This window comes from Streptococcus sp. oral taxon 058 str. F0407, from assembly GCF_000235485.1.
Lineage (GTDB): Bacteria > Bacillota > Bacilli > Lactobacillales > Streptococcaceae > Streptococcus.
On the sequence record NZ_JH378888.1, the window covers coordinates 126,124 to 141,115 of the forward strand.

Annotated in this window: 17 protein-coding genes; 16 read left to right on the forward strand and 1 reads right to left on the reverse strand. The window is 39.4% G+C overall.

The genetic code is table 11. The annotated features are described in order from the left end of the window. The 14 genes from HMPREF9184_RS09940 to HMPREF9184_RS05170 form a co-directional block, all read left to right on the forward strand. On the forward strand, positions 1-1,235 hold a 1,235-nt coding region (locus HMPREF9184_RS09940; protein ID WP_009444231.1), incomplete at its 5' end, for an N-acetylglucosaminidase. 167 nt (positions 1,236-1,402) lie between these two features. After that, complete coding sequence (locus tag HMPREF9184_RS05110) at positions 1,403-2,446, forward strand: DNA/RNA non-specific endonuclease (protein WP_000735577.1); 1,044 nt, start codon at positions 1,403-1,405, stop codon at positions 2,444-2,446. 171 nt (positions 2,447-2,617) lie between these two features. Next, positions 2,618-3,433 carry a hypothetical protein gene (locus HMPREF9184_RS05115; protein ID WP_009444232.1) on the forward strand — a complete coding sequence of 272 codons (816 nt, stop codon included), beginning with the start codon at positions 2,618-2,620 and terminating at the stop codon, positions 3,431-3,433. A gap of 113 nt (positions 3,434-3,546) precedes the next feature. Next, entirely contained in the window at positions 3,547-3,783 is a 237-nt protein-coding gene (locus HMPREF9184_RS05120) for a DUF2829 domain-containing protein (protein ID WP_000141914.1), read from the forward strand. After that, positions 3,776-4,474: a 3-oxoacyl-ACP reductase gene (locus tag HMPREF9184_RS05125; RefSeq protein WP_000198462.1), complete on the forward strand. Its 699-nt coding sequence runs from the start codon at positions 3,776-3,778 to the stop codon at positions 4,472-4,474. The genes HMPREF9184_RS05120 and HMPREF9184_RS05125 overlap by 8 nt, the downstream gene beginning before the upstream one ends. A gap of 42 nt (positions 4,475-4,516) precedes the next feature. Then, positions 4,517-4,852: a hypothetical protein gene (locus tag HMPREF9184_RS05130; protein WP_000434270.1), complete on the forward strand. Its 336-nt coding sequence runs from the start codon at positions 4,517-4,519 to the stop codon at positions 4,850-4,852. A gap of 17 nt (positions 4,853-4,869) precedes the next feature. Continuing rightward, entirely contained in the window at positions 4,870-5,292 is a 423-nt protein-coding gene (locus tag HMPREF9184_RS05135) for an SMI1/KNR4 family protein (RefSeq protein ID WP_000942654.1), read from the forward strand. 17 nt (positions 5,293-5,309) lie between these two features. After that, positions 5,310-5,645 (forward strand): DUF7716 domain-containing protein, encoded by a 336-nt coding sequence (locus HMPREF9184_RS05140; protein WP_001225544.1) that lies wholly within the window; start codon positions 5,310-5,312, stop codon positions 5,643-5,645. A gap of 59 nt (positions 5,646-5,704) precedes the next feature. Further along, the gene (locus HMPREF9184_RS05145) at positions 5,705-6,310 is read left to right on the forward strand and encodes a DUF6707 family protein (protein WP_000766553.1); all 606 of its coding nucleotides are present in this window, start codon (positions 5,705-5,707) and stop codon (positions 6,308-6,310) included. Between the two features lie 41 nt (positions 6,311-6,351). Next, a complete protein-coding gene (locus tag HMPREF9184_RS05150) occupies positions 6,352-7,200 on the forward strand; it encodes a putative PEP-binding protein (RefSeq protein ID WP_033585979.1) in 849 nt (282 codons plus the stop codon). After that, the gene (locus HMPREF9184_RS05155) at positions 7,197-7,637 is read left to right on the forward strand and encodes an ASCH domain-containing protein (protein ID WP_000188839.1); all 441 of its coding nucleotides are present in this window, start codon (positions 7,197-7,199) and stop codon (positions 7,635-7,637) included. The genes HMPREF9184_RS05150 and HMPREF9184_RS05155 overlap by 4 nt, the downstream gene beginning before the upstream one ends. Positions 7,638-7,759: 122 nt before the next feature. Beyond that, positions 7,760-10,306: a M1 family metallopeptidase gene (locus tag HMPREF9184_RS05160; protein WP_001149136.1), complete on the forward strand. Its 2,547-nt coding sequence runs from the start codon at positions 7,760-7,762 to the stop codon at positions 10,304-10,306. Between the two features lie 110 nt (positions 10,307-10,416). Continuing rightward, positions 10,417-11,091, forward strand: a complete 675-nt coding sequence (gene ciaR / locus HMPREF9184_RS05165) for a two-component system response regulator CiaR (protein ID WP_000590630.1) — start codon at positions 10,417-10,419, stop codon at positions 11,089-11,091. Continuing rightward, a complete protein-coding gene (locus HMPREF9184_RS05170; RefSeq protein WP_009444234.1) occupies positions 11,081-12,418 on the forward strand; it encodes a sensor histidine kinase in 1,338 nt (445 codons plus the stop codon). Before ciaR ends, HMPREF9184_RS05170 begins: the two co-directional genes overlap by 11 nt. Before the next feature lie 64 nt (positions 12,419-12,482). Here the strand turns inward: HMPREF9184_RS05170 and HMPREF9184_RS05175 are convergent, their stop codons facing one another. Beyond that, positions 12,483-12,767, reverse strand: a complete 285-nt coding sequence (locus HMPREF9184_RS05175; protein ID WP_001111508.1) for a DUF3270 domain-containing protein — start codon at positions 12,765-12,767, stop codon at positions 12,483-12,485. Between the two features lie 383 nt (positions 12,768-13,150). Between HMPREF9184_RS05175 and HMPREF9184_RS05180 the strand changes: the two genes are divergently transcribed. Together HMPREF9184_RS05180 and HMPREF9184_RS05185 are read left to right on the forward strand one after the other, a co-directional pair. Then, positions 13,151-14,206 (forward strand): ABC transporter permease, encoded by a 1,056-nt coding sequence (locus HMPREF9184_RS05180; protein WP_000280282.1) that lies wholly within the window; start codon positions 13,151-13,153, stop codon positions 14,204-14,206. Positions 14,207-14,219: 13 nt separating this feature from the next. Then, entirely contained in the window at positions 14,220-14,900 is a 681-nt protein-coding gene (locus HMPREF9184_RS05185) for an ABC transporter ATP-binding protein (RefSeq protein WP_000125737.1), read from the forward strand. Positions 14,901-14,992: the final 92 nt, after the last annotated feature.

Sequence of the window (14,992 nt, forward strand, 5' to 3'; positions counted from 1 at the left end):
TATCTGACAAGTGGTACTATGCTACAGCTTCAGGAAAAATTTCCCGCAATAAATGGGAAAAAATCAAAGGAACATGGTACTATTTTAATAGCGATGGCGTGATGGCAAGTAGCCAATGGAAAAGTGACTACTATCTGAAAGATAGTGGCGCTATGGCTGAAAAAGAGTGGATTTTTGATAAATCCTACAATAGCTGGTTCTACTTGAAGTCAGGTGGGGCCTACGCTTCCCGTGAATGGATTGGTTCATACTACCTTAAATCAGGTGGCTATATGGCCAAAAATGAATGGATTTTTGACAAAGATTACGATGCTTGGTACTATCTAAAAGATGATGGTCGATATGTAACAGGTACTTTCACGATCAAAGGTAAAGAGTATTCTTTTCAGAATAATGGGAAATGGATCTCAGAGGCAAAATATTACAAAGTGAAACCAATTACTGCTTATGTCTATAGCGCTTCTGGTGAAAGATTGAGTTATGTATCGCAAGGAACCATAGTTTCACTTGGGGATACCCAATCTAAAAAAGATAGTCAAATACCTGTCAATATTTCTGGTTTATCCGGCTTCATGAATAAAAGTGATTTAGTAGCTATTGATAAAGATAGTGAATTTGTCCCTCATTATACAAGCGATGGTAAGTATTTTTACCATGAGTTATCACCTTATGTGAGTCTCCGTGTTGCTCCACATAGCTCAGCTATGACCATTGGTAAGAAATATTATTCGACTGATGGGCTTCATTTTGATGGCTTCACCATTGAAAATCCTTTCCTTTTTAGAAATCTGACTAAACCAAGTAATTACAGTGCAGCTGAATTGGATAAAGTTTATTCTTTGATGAATATTCGGGATAGTCGCCTCGCTGGTAAGGGAGCTGTTTTTAAGGAAGCTGAGGAACGCTATGGTGTGAATGCTCTTTATTTAATGGCCCATAGTGCACTTGAGAGTGCTTGGGGACGGAGCCAGATAGCTAAGGATAAGAATAATTTCTTTGGAATTGCAGCTTATGATTCGAGCCCGTATACCTCAGCCAAGAAATTTGATGATGTGGATAAGGGAATCCTCGGCGCGGCTAAGTGGATTCGTGAGAACTACATTAACCGTGGAAGAGACCACTTGGGGAACAAGGCGACAGGAATGAATGTTCTCTATGCTTCTGACCCATACTGGGGAGAGAAAATTGCAAGCATCATGATGACTATCAATAGCAAACTTGGTGGAAGAGACTAAAAAATAAGCAACGATAACTGCTGAAAAAGTGGTTGTCGTTTTTGTTTTGGACAATGGAAGAAAAGTGGTATAATAACAGCCTCTTTATTCTTGAATAATTAGCAAAATGATAGTAAAATGTAAAAGGAAGTGTTAATATAGTTACTACATAAAATAAAGGAGTTTTTATGAAAAAGTTGCTCACTCTTTCACTTGCCTTACTTTCAGTAACAACACTTGTTGCTTGTTCTGGTCATAAGGTAGAACAAACAGTTCCAGAAGAAAAAGTCGAACAGAAGCAAGCCAAGTTCGATGAAAAGTTGTTTAAAGAAGCTGGACTCTTGCCTTTTAAAAATGAGAAGCAGCTAGAACTTGGGGAATTGGATTCTAAATCACGCGCGAAGGGTGCTCATATTCAACTTAAGGATAGCGATGAGCCAACTGAGAAGAGAGAGCCTAAGATAAGTTATAATCCAGTTGGTTGGCATAACTATATTTTTTATTACGGAGATGGCTCTAAAAAGGCATGGTTAATGAATCGAGGTCATCTGATCGGGTACCAGTTTAGTGGATTGAACGATGAAAAGAGAAACTTGGTCCCTATGACCAACTGGCTTAATGCTGGAACATATTATGGAACAGATGATACAAATCAAGAAAGCATGCTTTACTATGAGAATCGTTTGGACTCTTGGTTGGCCAATCACCCAAACTACTATCTTGATTACAAGGTGACTCCGATTTATCAAAAGGACGAATTGATTCCAAGACAGATTGAGTTGCAGTATGTGGGAATTGATGAAAATGGCAAACTCTTGGAAATCAAGTTGGGTGGTAGTAAGGAAAAGGTTGATAAGTATTCTGTGACGCATGTCATTTTAGACAATGTTTCAGCTAATGCGGAAATTAATTACTTGGATGGTACGGCTAAAAATACAGTCGAAAACGAAGAAGAAAAAGCTAAGAAAGATGCTGAAGAAAAGGCTAAGAAGGAAGCTGAGGAAAAAGCCAAGAAAGAGGCTAAGGAAAAAGAAGCAGCTGAAAAGAAAGCGAAAGAGGAAGAACAAGAAAAAGCACGTCAGGCTGCACAAGAAAAGGAAGAAAGTCAGGAATCAAACTCGCAATCAACAAATTCAGGTGGCTACTTTAGGGATAGAAACGGAAGATGGCACAGACCAAATGGTAAATTTGCTTCCAAGAAAGAAATAAGAGAAGCTGGATTGCAGTGGTAGGAAGAATTTAGTAGATACAGTAAAAAAGCCGTTGGAAAACGGTTTTTTGTTGCACTGTGTTTTACAATTTATCGTTATATAAAAAATATGTAATGATATGTGTTTTTTGTTGCTTGTTTTGATGTATTATAGTAAAATCGTGAAGATATTAAATACTTTTTGGAGATTGAAATGAAGAAAAAAATAATGATATTGTCAATGTGTCTAATCATAGGAATTTCTGGTCTGGGATACTACTTTTTATCTTATGCACTACATCAAGCTGCTGTAACTAGGTTTGAAGATGTAGTAAAGGATTTAAATCAAAAAAACAAAGAAGTTGAAGATCAAATAGCTGAGGCTGAAAAGGTTATTGATAATGATGAAGAACCTCTTGATTCTAAGACATTGGAAGAATTGAAATCGGCTATAAAGGATAGCAAAGATTCGCTTCGTAAAATACCAGATATTGAAAAACAAACTGAGCAAATTGAGAAGCAAATTGAAGAATTAAGTCAACCATTAGATTATAGTGAAACAAAAAAGAATTTATCTGAAAAATTGACTCACTATCAAAATAGCATTCTTCAATTAAAACAAATTACAAATCCTTCAAGTTCTTTTATTGAAGAAAGACTTAAAGAAATTGAATCAATTACTGGAGTACAATCTGTTACGGAGGATAATGATCCTAATAAAAAACTGAATAAACAAGGTGGGTATACAGCGTCTGTATATTTTGTTGACAAGCAAGTGACTGAGTCTGTAGATGGCTCAGATATTGTTCAAAAAGGCAATGATGTTGGAGGAAATATAGAGGTTTATAAGACAAAAGAAGATGCAGAAAAACGCAATACTTATATTAGTGCTTTTGATGGAACTGCTTTAAATCCGGGATCACACTATGTTTATGGAACTGTATTAATTCGCACTTCTCACCAATTAACAGGAACGCAACAGAAAGAACTGACTGAGAAAATATACAATAAATTGATTGAACTGAAATAATAAAAAATTGGATAGCTATTAGTTTTATTGAACTAAGATACAGTCAAAAAAGCCGTTGGAAAGCGGTTTTTTGTTATAATTAAATTAAGAATTTAGTATTAAAGGAGAAAATCATGACTTTTGAAGAAATCCTGCCTGGATTAAAGGCTAAGAAAAAATATGTACGAACTGGTTGGGGAGGGGCTGAAAACTATGTGCAGCTTTTTGACACCATCGAGCAAAACGGGGTTGCACTTGAAGTGACGCCTTATTTCCTCATCAACGTGTCTGGTGAGGGGGAAGGTTTTTCTATGTGGAGCCCGACACCGTGCGATGTTTTGGCGACGGATTGGGTAGAAGTGAATGACTAGACGCGTATTGATTACGGGAGTGAGTTCAGGGATCGGTCTAGCTCAAGCTCGCCTCTTTTTAGAGAATGGCTATCAAGTTTATGGTGTGGATCAAGGAGAAAATCCAGTTTTAGATGGTGATTTCCACTTTTTACAGAGAGATTTAACTCTTGACTTGGAGCCAATTTTTGACTGGTGTTTTCAGGTGGATATTTTGTGCAATACTGCTGGAGTTTTGGATGATTACAAACCACTTTTGGAGCAGACAGCGCAGGAAATTCAAGAGATTTTTGAAATCAACTACGTAACCCCAGTAGAGTTGACTCGCTATTATTTGACGCAAATGCTGGAAAATAAAAAAGGAATCATTATCAATATGTGTTCCATTGCCTCAAATTTAGCCGGAGGTGGTGGTCACGCCTATACTTCCTCTAAGCATGCCTTAGCTGGATTTACTAAGCAGTTGGCTCTAGACTATGCTGAAGCTGGGATTCAGATCTTTGGTATTGCTCCAGGTGCTGTCAAGACTGGCATGACTGCTGCGGACTTTGAGCCAGGTGGATTGGCGGACTGGGTGGCTAGTGAAACGCCTATCAAACGCTGGATTGAGCCAGAGGAAATAGCAGAGATTAGCCTTTTTTTAGCAAGTGGAAAAGTGAGCGCCATGCAAGGACAAATCATTACGATTGATGGTGGTTGGAGTTTGAAGTGATGCTTTGGTACAGTTTGCATTGTTCACTATTGGAGGTTAAAGATGGAACAAGATATATTTGGATTTGAGTTTCCAAGTTTCTACCATCAGTTTTTATTGGAATGGGACGAAGTAGATCCTTATGAGATTGGTGACTCAGGTATCTGTTTATATGCTAAGGAGGATCTCTTAGAGCGTAATGAGACCTATCAGATAGAAGTAGATGAACCAGACTTCTTTATGATTGGTCAAGAGGGAGATTTGGCCTACTTTATCAAGAAAAATGCTGATGATTGCATTTATGAAAATGATTTGGGTGCTTTGGGCTCTTTAGAAATGCAAAAAGTTGCTGCAACTGTCTATGACTTTATTGACAAGGTCTTAGAAAAAAGATTGTAAAAACCGGAGGGATAATTATGCTAAGAGCAACAGATGCGAATGAGCCAACTACAAGAGAAGATCTTTTACAATTTGAGAAGAATCTTGGAAAGAAATTGTCCGAATCTATGTTAAACTTTTATCTTCAGTACAATGGTGGTCAACCTTGTGTGTCTGGTGTTCATGATGACAAACATCTCTTTCCTTTCAATGCTTTTTATTCACTAGAGGAGATGGAGAAGGCCCTCAACTGGTTTGATGATGAGGTTGTTCCAGCAGGATTTAAGGCTAAAGACCTCCTTCATTTTGCTTATGATCCTGGGTCTGGCAACTATGCTCTGTCTCTAAGGGAAGAAGATTATGGCAAGGTTTACTACTATGTTTTAGAAGAAAGAGCCGAAATTTTTGGTCAATGGTTTTCATTTGAGGAATTTTTAAACTCTTTTGTAAAAGATGAGTAGAAATAAAAGGAGCAATCATGCGTAAACACCAATTCTTTTCACTAACAGATATTTTAGAGCAAGTTAAGTTAGAACAATGTACTCAGGATGACTTTTGCCTCTATGGCAATGATGAAGGGGATTTGGCTCTCGATAGCCTTTATCTGGTGTCGGATTATCCAGATGTAGTTGATGATAAAGATGTCTACCCTGTGGAAGTAGTAGAGAGAAATCTTAATCTGGTATATTATGGTGAACAGTTGATTGATGTTTTGATTGTAGCCTTGGATGAAAAGCCAGGCGCAAGCCCCCATGACTTGGTCGATGCATTGAATTACTATAATTGGAATGATACGTTTATGCCCTTTGCCTAGTAACTAAGCTGGATTTACATAGTTCCATTAAGTATAGGCGAATACAGTAAGGAGTTAAGATGAAGCTGATAGAAGTATTTGAGCTAGTGGAAAATCATCCAGATTTAAAACCCTATGTAGAAAAGATTTTAAAAAAGCACAAGAAGACCAACTGTTCCTATCTTGAGTCTCTTAATCACCTTGCTTATTTACTCTATCTATATGGTCAAAAAGAACTAGCTAAAAAGTTGTTAGATATTTTGCTACAAATTCCCTTTGAAGGAGATTATAATAGTTGGACCTTTGTTGAGAGTTCGATAGTCTTGTTGGCCTATATGGAAAAGCAGACGGAAAATCAGGTATCCATCTATCAAAATCTCCTTTTAAGTCCACTAGATTCTGGGGAGGAATCAACTAGAAAAATAAGAAGGAGAGTACATCAGAGATTTTTGAATGGTGATACTTTGGAACAAAAGCTTGCAAAAATCGAGCAAGCTTCGACCCTTACATCTGAAATTGAATGGCGCTTACTTTACTTGGCAGACTTGTTAAAACTTCAGTTGTTTAGTGCGGAATCAACTCTGGACGAGGCGGATATCCAGTCTAAAATAGAAGAACAAATCGAAAGATTACAAAGCTTTATCAAGGAACAGGGGATGTATGTACTTTTTCCTTTTAGGGTATGAGGAAGTGTAGCTAAATTTGAAGGATGGAAAGAGGGGAAGAAATGAAAAACCAACTGGCTCTTAGTAGTGAAAAAATTGTTGAAAAGGTTCATCCTAAACTATTTCACCACATTGGAATGATTCGTGGGGAATATTTGTTGAGAGAGCTCAACCAAAACATCCTGTTACCAAGTTGTCAGCAATTTGTAAAAGATTATCTAGGCACTATTTGCTCCTTATACTCAGATGAAGAGGTTTGGTATCGTTTTTCAGAATTAACGAATACAGAGGCCAATTGCTTAGGGGGTACTAAAGAGTTTTTTGACGAAGGTCATCCTTTGTTTGGTTATAGAGGAACTAGGCGTTTACTGGCGTGTCCGGATGAATTTCAGGCTGAGGCAAATGTCGTTACAGATGTTTATCAAAACAATCCCAATTTATCTGTTATTTTTCCTTTTGTTAATGATGCCGACCAGTTAAAGCAAGCTATTAGAGTATTGCGTCAGCATGGTTTTACTGGAAAAGTCGGTACGATGATTGAATTACCGTCTGCGTATTTTGATTTGGACAGAATACTGGAAACTGGTATTTCAAAAATTGTTGTTGGAATGAATGATTTGACTTCATTTGTTTTTGCGACTGTGAGAAACAGTCAATGGCATGATATGAAAAATCCAATTATGTTAGATATGCTGAGACAGATGCAGGATAAGGCAAGGATGAAAAAGATTGACTTTGCTGTAGCAGGCTATCTGAATCCTTCTTTCATACAAAAAATGAATCAGATGGGGATTAAGTGCATTATCCACTATAGTTCTATTCCAGAGATTTTTGATTTAGAAATTGAACATCCAGACCATCTCAAACACATAAAAGAAAAAAGTAAAAAATTACAAAGGAGTAACCTATGACACCGCAAAAAATGTGGAATGCCTACAAGAAAATCAATCCCTCGATAGGAGATGAAATCGATGCCTGGGCTTTTGGAGTGGAAGCCGATCTCTTGGCAGAATTGGTTTTAAAAGGCGAAAAGACGGCAACCGCCTCAGCCTACGATCTCTACGCATTAGAAGGCGAATCTCTACCGCAAGAAGGGAACTTTGACGTCATTTTAGATAGCCACGATCAGGCTGTCTGCATTATCGAAATTACCAAGGTTTCCGTTGAACCCTTTAATCAAGTTTCTGCGCAACATGCCTATAAGGAAGGGGAAGGTGATAAATCCCTAGCCTATTGGCGTCAGGTTCATGAAGACTGTTTCGCCGAGTGGATGAGAGAGGCTGGGCTGACTTTTACGCCTGATAGTAAGGTCGTTTTAGAAGAATTTCGTAAGGTCTACCCTCTGTAGACTGTTAGACGGAAGAAAGTTTTGGAAATTGCCGTCCAATCCTTTTTTCTTAAGCAAAACATGATATAATAAGTTTGTTTGAAGAAGAGCAGTAGCTCTTAAACTTAGAATAGGAGAAAACTATGCAAGCAGTTGAACATTTTATTACGCAATTTGTTCCTGAACATTATGATTTGTTTTTAGACTTGAGTCGTGAGACCAAGACCTTTTCTGGGAAGGTGACCATCACTGGTCAAGCCAAGACTGACCGTATTTCCCTTCACCAAAAAGACTTGGAAATCGCTTCTGTAGAAGTTGCAGGTCAAGCTCGTCCATTTACAGTAGACCATGAAAACGAAGCCCTTCATATCGAACTTGCTAAGGCAGGTCAAGTTGAAGTAGTTATCGCATTTTCAGGAAAAATCACAGACAACATGACAGGGATTTACCCATCTTACTACACTGTTGATGGAGTGAAGAAGGAAGTCTTGTCTACTCAGTTCGAGAGTCATTTTGCTCGTGAAGCCTTCCCATGTGTGGATGAGCCAGAAGCCAAAGCAACTTTTGATTTAGCTCTTCGTTTTGACCAAGCAGAAGGTGAAGTGGCCTTGTCTAACATGCCTGAGATTGATGTTGAAAACCGCAAGGAAACAGGTATCTGGAAGTTTGAAACAACGCCTCGTATGTCTTCTTACTTGTTAGCCTTTGTTGCTGGTGATTTGCAAGGTGTGACCGCTAAAACTAAAAACGGTACCCTCGTAGGTGTTTACTCTACCAAGGCCCACCCACTATCTAATCTTGATTTCTCATTGGACATCGCTGTTCGCTCGATTGAGTTCTACGAAGATTATTATGGAGTTAAATATCCAATCCCTCAATCGCTCCATATCGCCCTTCCTGACTTCTCAGCGGGTGCTATGGAAAACTGGGGTCTTGTCACTTACCGTGAAGTTTACTTGGTTGTGGATGAGAACTCAACCTTTGCTAGCCGTCAACAAGTAGCCCTTGTCATCGCCCATGAGCTTGCTCACCAATGGTTTGGTAACCTTGTGACTATGAAGTGGTGGGATGACCTCTGGCTCAATGAAAGCTTTGCTAACATGATGGAATATGTCTGTGTGGATGCCATTGAACCAACTTGGAATATCTTTGAAGACTTCCAAACAGGTGGTGTTCCAGCGGCACTTAAACGTGATGCGACAGATGGCGTTCAGTCTGTTCACGTCGAAGTCAAACACCCAGATGAAATCAATACCCTCTTTGACGGAGCTATCGTCTATGCCAAAGGAAGCCGTCTCATGCACATGCTTCGTCGTTGGCTCGGCGATGCTGATTTTGCTAAAGGTTTGCATGCCTACTTTGAAAAACACCAATATGGAAATACCATTGGTCGTGACCTTTGGAATGCTCTTGGGCAAGCATCCGGCCGCGATGTCGCAGCCTTCATGGATTCTTGGTTGGAACAGCCTGGTTATCCAGTTCTCACTGTCAAAGTTGAAAATGATGTCTTGAAGATTTCACAAAAACAATTCTTTATCGGTGAGCACGAAGACAAGAACCGTCTCTGGGTTGTGCCACTGAACAGCAACTGGAAAGGCTTGCCAGATACACTCGAAACTGAAAGTATCGAGATTCCTGGCTACGCCGCTCTTCTTGCTGAAAATGAAGGAGCTCTTCGTCTCAATACTGAAAATACAGCCCACTACATTACAGACTATCAAGGAGACTTGTTAGAAGCTGTTCTTGCTGAGCTAGAGACACTTGATAACACAAGCAAACTGCAAATCGTCCAAGAACGACGTTTGCTTGCTGAAGCAGGGCACATTTCTTATGCTGACTTGCTCCCAGTCCTTGATAAACTTGCTAAGGAAGAGTCTTACCTTGTGGTTTCAGCTGTTTCTCAAGTGATTTCTGCCCTTGAGCGCTTTATCGATGAAGGAACAGAAACTGAGAAAGCCTTTAATCGTCTGGTTGCTAAATTGGCTCGTCACAACTATGACCGTCTTGGTTTTGAAGCCAAAGATGGGGAATCTGATGAGGATGAATTGGTTCGTCAGTTGACCGTTTCTATGATGATTCGCTCAAATGATGCAGAAGCTAGTCAAGTCGCTAGCCAAATCTTTGCAGCTCACAAGGAAAATCTTGCAGGACTTCCAGCAGCAATCCGTGCTCAAGTTCTTATCAATGAAATGAAACACCATGAGACCAAGGATTTGGTCGCAACTTATCTGGATCTCTACACTCATGCGACGGATGCGGTCTTTAAACGCCAGTTGGCAGGAGCTCTTGCATACAGTACAGATGCGGACAATATCCAAACCTTGATTGGATCATGGAAGGATAAATTTGTAGTGAAACCACAAGACCTTTCTTCTTGGTATCTCCAATTCCTCGGACACCAAGCTACCCAAGAAACTGTTTGGGTTTGGGCGCGAGAAAACTGGGATTGGATCAAGGCAGCCCTTGGTGGTGATATGAGCTTTGATAGTTTTGTTATCTTCCCATCACACATCTTTAAAACAGAGCAACGCTTGGCAGAGTACAAGGCCTTCTTTGAACCACAACTCTCTGACCTTGCTCTTAGCCGCAACATCCGTATGGGGATCAAGGATATCGCAGCGCGTGTTGACTTGATTAAGCGTGAAAAAGCAGCAGTAGAAACTGTTGTAGCCCAATATGCTAAAGCTTAATTCATTCGAAATGTAAATAAAAAACTCAACTTTCTATCTGAAAAGAAGAGAGAGTTGAGTTTTTTTTAAGGCAATTTTGGTATAATAATCATAACAAGGAGGAGTTTCTGATGATAAAAATCTTATTAGTAGAAGATGACCTGGGTCTGTCAAACTCAGTATTTGACTTTTTAGATGATTTTGCAGATGTCATGCAGGTTTTTGATGGAGAAGAAGGTCTCTACGAAGCTGAAAGTGGCGTCTATGACTTGATTTTGCTTGACCTGATGTTGCCTGAAAAAAATGGTTTCCAAGTCTTGAAAGAATTGCGTGAAAAAGGAATTACGACACCAGTCCTTATCATGACCGCTAAGGAAAGTTTGGATGACAAGGGACATGGTTTTGAGTTGGGTGCGGATGACTACCTCACCAAACCTTTCTATCTAGAAGAACTCAAAATGCGGATCCAAGCCCTTCTTAAACGTTCAGGTAAGTTTAACGAAAACACCTTGACCTATGGGGATATTGTCGTCAACCTTTCAACGAATGAGGTTAAGGTGGAAGACACGCCTGTGGAACTACTCGGAAAAGAGTTTGAGTTATTGGTTTACTTCCTTCAAAATCAAAATGTTATTCTTCCTAAGACGCAAATTTTTGACCGTCTATGGGGATTTGATAGCGATACGACGATTTCCGTTGTAGAAGTCTATGTCTCAAAAGTTCGTAAGAAATTGAAGGGAACAGCCTTTGCTGAAAATCTTCAAACTTTGCGTAGTGTCGGGTATATTTTAAAAGATGTTCAATAAACTAAAAAAAACATGGTATGCGGATGATTTCAGCTATTTCATTCGAAACTTTGGAGTGTTCACCCTGATCTTCTCTGCGATGACCTTGATTATCCTCCAGGTCATGCACTCGAGTCTCTACACTTCTGTAGATGAAAAACTCCAAGCTCTTAGTAGTAGTCCCCAAGCGGTTATCCAGTTAGCCCTTAATCGGGCAACTGAAGAGGTCAAGGATATCCAACCCGCAACAGCGGATGCCAACAAGGCTGAAATCAAGCCCAATGTTAGCTCTAATACGGAAGTTTTGCTTTTTGACAAGGATTTTAACCAACTCTTACTGGGCAATCGCTTTTTAGGCTTGGACAAGATCAAGCTGGACAAGAAAGAGTTAAATCATATTCGCCAAATCCAAGTCGTCAATAGTTATGGTCAGGAAGAAACCTATCGAATGGTCTTGATGGAAACCAACTCTTCCACCGTATCAAGTAATGTCAAATATGCGGCGGTTCTAATCAATACCAGCCAGCTTGAGCAAATCAGCCAAAATCACGAGCATTTAATTGTTGTAGTGATGGCTAGTTTCTGGCTCCTGTCTTTAATTGCCAGTGTTTACCTGGCACGTGTCAGTGTCAAACCCTTGCTGGAAAGTATGCAAAAGCAGAAATCCTTTGTTGAAAATGCCAGTCACGAACTGAGAACGCCTTTGGCCGTTTTACAAAATCGTTTAGAGAATCTCTTTCGAAAACCAGAGGCAACAATCATGGAATCCAGCGAAAGTATCGCTTCCAGTCTTGAAGAGGTTCGCAACATGCGTTTCCTCACGACCAATCTTCTCAACCTTGCACGTCGAGATGATGGAATCAAACCAGAAATAGCAGAAGTTTCTCCACAATTCTTTAAAACAACCTTTGCCAACTATGAGTTAATTGCTTCTGAAAATGATCGTGTTTTCAACTATGAAAATCGAATTTACCGTCCATTCATGACCGATCAGTTACTCCTAAAACAGCTCATGACCATCTTGTTTGATAATGCCATCAAGTATACTGAAGAAGATGGGAAAATTGAGTTTGTAGTCTATGCTACAGATCGCCACCTCTATCTTACAGTAACGGATAATGGAATTGGAATCTCAGCAGCTGACAAGAAGAAAATCTTTGACCGATTTTATCGTGTAGACAAGGCAAGAACCCGTCAGAAAGGTGGTTTCGGCCTGGGACTATCTTTGGCCAAGCAAATCGTAGATGCCTTACGAGGAACGATTAGCGTAAAAGATAACAAACCTAGAGGAACAATTTTTGAAGTTAAGATCGCTATTCAATCTCCTTCAAAACGTAAGAATAAATAAAAAAGACAGTTATAGAACTGTCTTTTTTGATAACTAGAAAAGAGGTTGATAGTAGTACCAACCTTTATTTTGAAAGTTTTCGTTTAATCATCTTTCGTTGAAGTTGTAAAAGGGCGAAACTAAGACCCATTGCAGCGATAAAAGATAAAGCTGTATTTAATTTTAAGGCTAAAAAGATAAAGCTAAAAAGCACCATAAAAATACAGAAACAAGCGATATTTACAAAAAATAAAATCTCTTTTAGGTTAGGGCCGACTGGGGCTTCTGGTGTATAATCTTGATAAAGCGGAGTTTGATTCGATTCGGGAGCTTGTTCAAACTCATAAGCTTCTAGTTTTCTTGCGGGCATGATTCTCTCCTTAACAGTACCTAACTATTTTATCATTTTTTATGCAGAGAATTATTACAGAATGGTTACAAAAACACTAAAGTCTGTTTTCATCTTCTAAGTTGCTCTTCTTGACACCTACTAGGGAAAGTGATAGCATGGATGTTACACTTGAAACAGATGACCAGACCTTCTCTATTTTAAATATACTGAGTAAGGAAGGGATAACTTATATAAATTGATAGCAAGCAAGTGCTTTTCCTAATATAATTTGTTGAGTTGCTACCTTGATGCTGTTGAAGAGTATTGGTAGGAGTTGTTTTGAATGAATGATAAGACAGAGATTCTGTCTATTGGACTGGGTGGCTTTTTGCTACCTCTGGGAAACGTTAAAGGAGATAAGCATGTATCTTGCTATCAAAGAAATATTACGAAATAAACTTCGATATAGTTTGATTCTAACTACCATTTTTCTTATCGCTTTTATGGTCTTTTTTATGACCAGTTTAGCTCTTGGTCTTGTACGTAACAACCGAGCCGCTATTGATAACTGGCAAGCGACGGGTGTGGTTTTATCTGACTACGCAAATGATAATTTGACAGCATCTTTTATTCCTGAAAAGGACTACAAGGAGAAGAGTTCTAAAGATGCTGCTCCTCTGGGCTATATGTTCGCTGTGACCAATCTAGTCGATGATAGTGAAAAGGTCAATGTTTCCATCTTTGCTCAAGAGTGGGACTCTTTTATCTCTCCGAGTTTGACGGAGGGCCGTTATCCCGAAGGAGATGATGAGGTTGTCGTGGATCAGTCCTTTGAGAATTATGGGATTAAGCTAGGTGATACTATTCAGCTAAATGGAAGCGAGGCAAGTTACAAGATTGTAGGCCTGACTCAAGATAATAAATTTTTCACCGAGCCTGTTGTCTTTACGAGTCTGACGACTTATTGGACCTTACAAGGAACCTTGAAAGCCAATCGTTCCATCTCTGCCTTGGTATTGAAAAATGATATAGAAGTGGCTGGAGACGGTCTGAAACAGATTTCCATTCCAAAAATGATATCAAAAATTCCTGGTTACACACCTCAGGTTAATGTATTTTCAGGGATGATTCTCGCTATGATTGTTATCACAGGCTTGATTGTGGGGATTTTTGTTTATATCATTACCATCCAAAAACTAGGTCTTTATGGAATAATGCGAGCTCAGGGTATACAGATCAAAACCATTGTATGGTCTCTTTTCTGTCAAATCTTCCTTCTATCTGGTATGGGGATTGCTTTAGCCTTGCTGGCTATTGGTGGAGTGATTTTAGTTTTACCAGCTACCTTCTTTTTCTACCCAAGTTGGATAGCCTACTCTGTCCTAAGTTTGGTAATTTGCTTGATGGCCCTTCTAGGTGGTGTCATTTCACTTCCACGCTTGCTAAAGGTGGACCCGATTACTGCGATTGCAGAATGATAAGGAGAATAGTATGACAGCGTTGATTGAAATGACTCAAGTGACAAAAACGTACGGGGAAGGAAAGATGAAAGTCGTAGCTCTGCATGAGACGAATTTTCAGCTAAATGCGGGAGAGTTCGTGGCTATCGTCGGGCCTTCTGGATCTGGAAAGACGACCTTTCTAACGACTCTAGGACAACTTCAGGAAGCATCGAGTGGAAAGATTCTAGTAAAGGGGAAGGAAACAGGCAGTTTGACGGAGAAGGAAAAAACAGATCTCCGTTTTAGAGAGTTTGGCTTTATTCTTCAGGCTTCGAACTTAATTCCTTTTCTCACGGTCAAGGAACAACTGGATTTGATTGACAGACTGGATAAGGGAAAAAATAGTAAAAGTGATCGAAAAGAACTCTTTGACTTGTTGGATTTGGCAAAAGTACAAGATCATTATCCCAAGGCTTTATCAGGAGGCGAACGTCAACGTGCTGCGATTGCTAGAGCGCTCTATAACAATCCGAGCATCGTTCTTGCAGATGAGCCGACAGCAAGTCTTGACACCGAGCGTGCTTACCAAGTAACGGAAATGCTGGCTGCCATTGCTCATGAACAAGGTAGAGGAGTTGTCATGATTACACATGATACACGTCTTCTTGATAAAGTTGATCGTATTTATGTTATGAACGATGGCCACCTAGTTGAAGAAACACATGCATAAAATAGAGTGAATGGTACAAGTTACTGTTCACTTTTTAATTGTGAAAGATAGAAATAAGTTTAACTTTTTGTGAAACTCTCAGTACCCATAGC

Coding starts and splice junctions, on each gene's coding strand:
- HMPREF9184_RS05110 (WP_000735577.1), top strand. CDS start 1,403: ATGAAAAAGTTGCTCACTCTTTCACTTGCCTTACTTTCAGTAACAACA.
- HMPREF9184_RS05115 (WP_009444232.1), top strand. CDS start 2,618: ATGAAGAAAAAAATAATGATATTGTCAATGTGTCTAATCATAGGAATT.
- HMPREF9184_RS05120 (WP_000141914.1), top strand. CDS start 3,547: ATGACTTTTGAAGAAATCCTGCCTGGATTAAAGGCTAAGAAAAAATAT.
- HMPREF9184_RS05125 (WP_000198462.1), top strand. CDS start 3,776: ATGACTAGACGCGTATTGATTACGGGAGTGAGTTCAGGGATCGGTCTA.
- HMPREF9184_RS05130 (WP_000434270.1), top strand. CDS start 4,517: ATGGAACAAGATATATTTGGATTTGAGTTTCCAAGTTTCTACCATCAG.
- HMPREF9184_RS05135 (WP_000942654.1), top strand. CDS start 4,870: ATGCTAAGAGCAACAGATGCGAATGAGCCAACTACAAGAGAAGATCTT.
- HMPREF9184_RS05140 (WP_001225544.1), top strand. CDS start 5,310: ATGCGTAAACACCAATTCTTTTCACTAACAGATATTTTAGAGCAAGTT.
- HMPREF9184_RS05145 (WP_000766553.1), top strand. CDS start 5,705: ATGAAGCTGATAGAAGTATTTGAGCTAGTGGAAAATCATCCAGATTTA.
- HMPREF9184_RS05150 (WP_033585979.1), top strand. CDS start 6,352: ATGAAAAACCAACTGGCTCTTAGTAGTGAAAAAATTGTTGAAAAGGTT.
- HMPREF9184_RS05155 (WP_000188839.1), top strand. CDS start 7,197: ATGACACCGCAAAAAATGTGGAATGCCTACAAGAAAATCAATCCCTCG.
- HMPREF9184_RS05160 (WP_001149136.1), top strand. CDS start 7,760: ATGCAAGCAGTTGAACATTTTATTACGCAATTTGTTCCTGAACATTAT.
- ciaR (WP_000590630.1), top strand. CDS start 10,417: ATGATAAAAATCTTATTAGTAGAAGATGACCTGGGTCTGTCAAACTCA.
- HMPREF9184_RS05170 (WP_009444234.1), top strand. CDS start 11,081: ATGTTCAATAAACTAAAAAAAACATGGTATGCGGATGATTTCAGCTAT.
- HMPREF9184_RS05175 (WP_001111508.1), bottom strand. CDS start 12,767: ATGCCCGCAAGAAAACTAGAAGCTTATGAGTTTGAACAAGCTCCCGAA.
- HMPREF9184_RS05180 (WP_000280282.1), top strand. CDS start 13,151: ATGTATCTTGCTATCAAAGAAATATTACGAAATAAACTTCGATATAGT.
- HMPREF9184_RS05185 (WP_000125737.1), top strand. CDS start 14,220: ATGACAGCGTTGATTGAAATGACTCAAGTGACAAAAACGTACGGGGAA.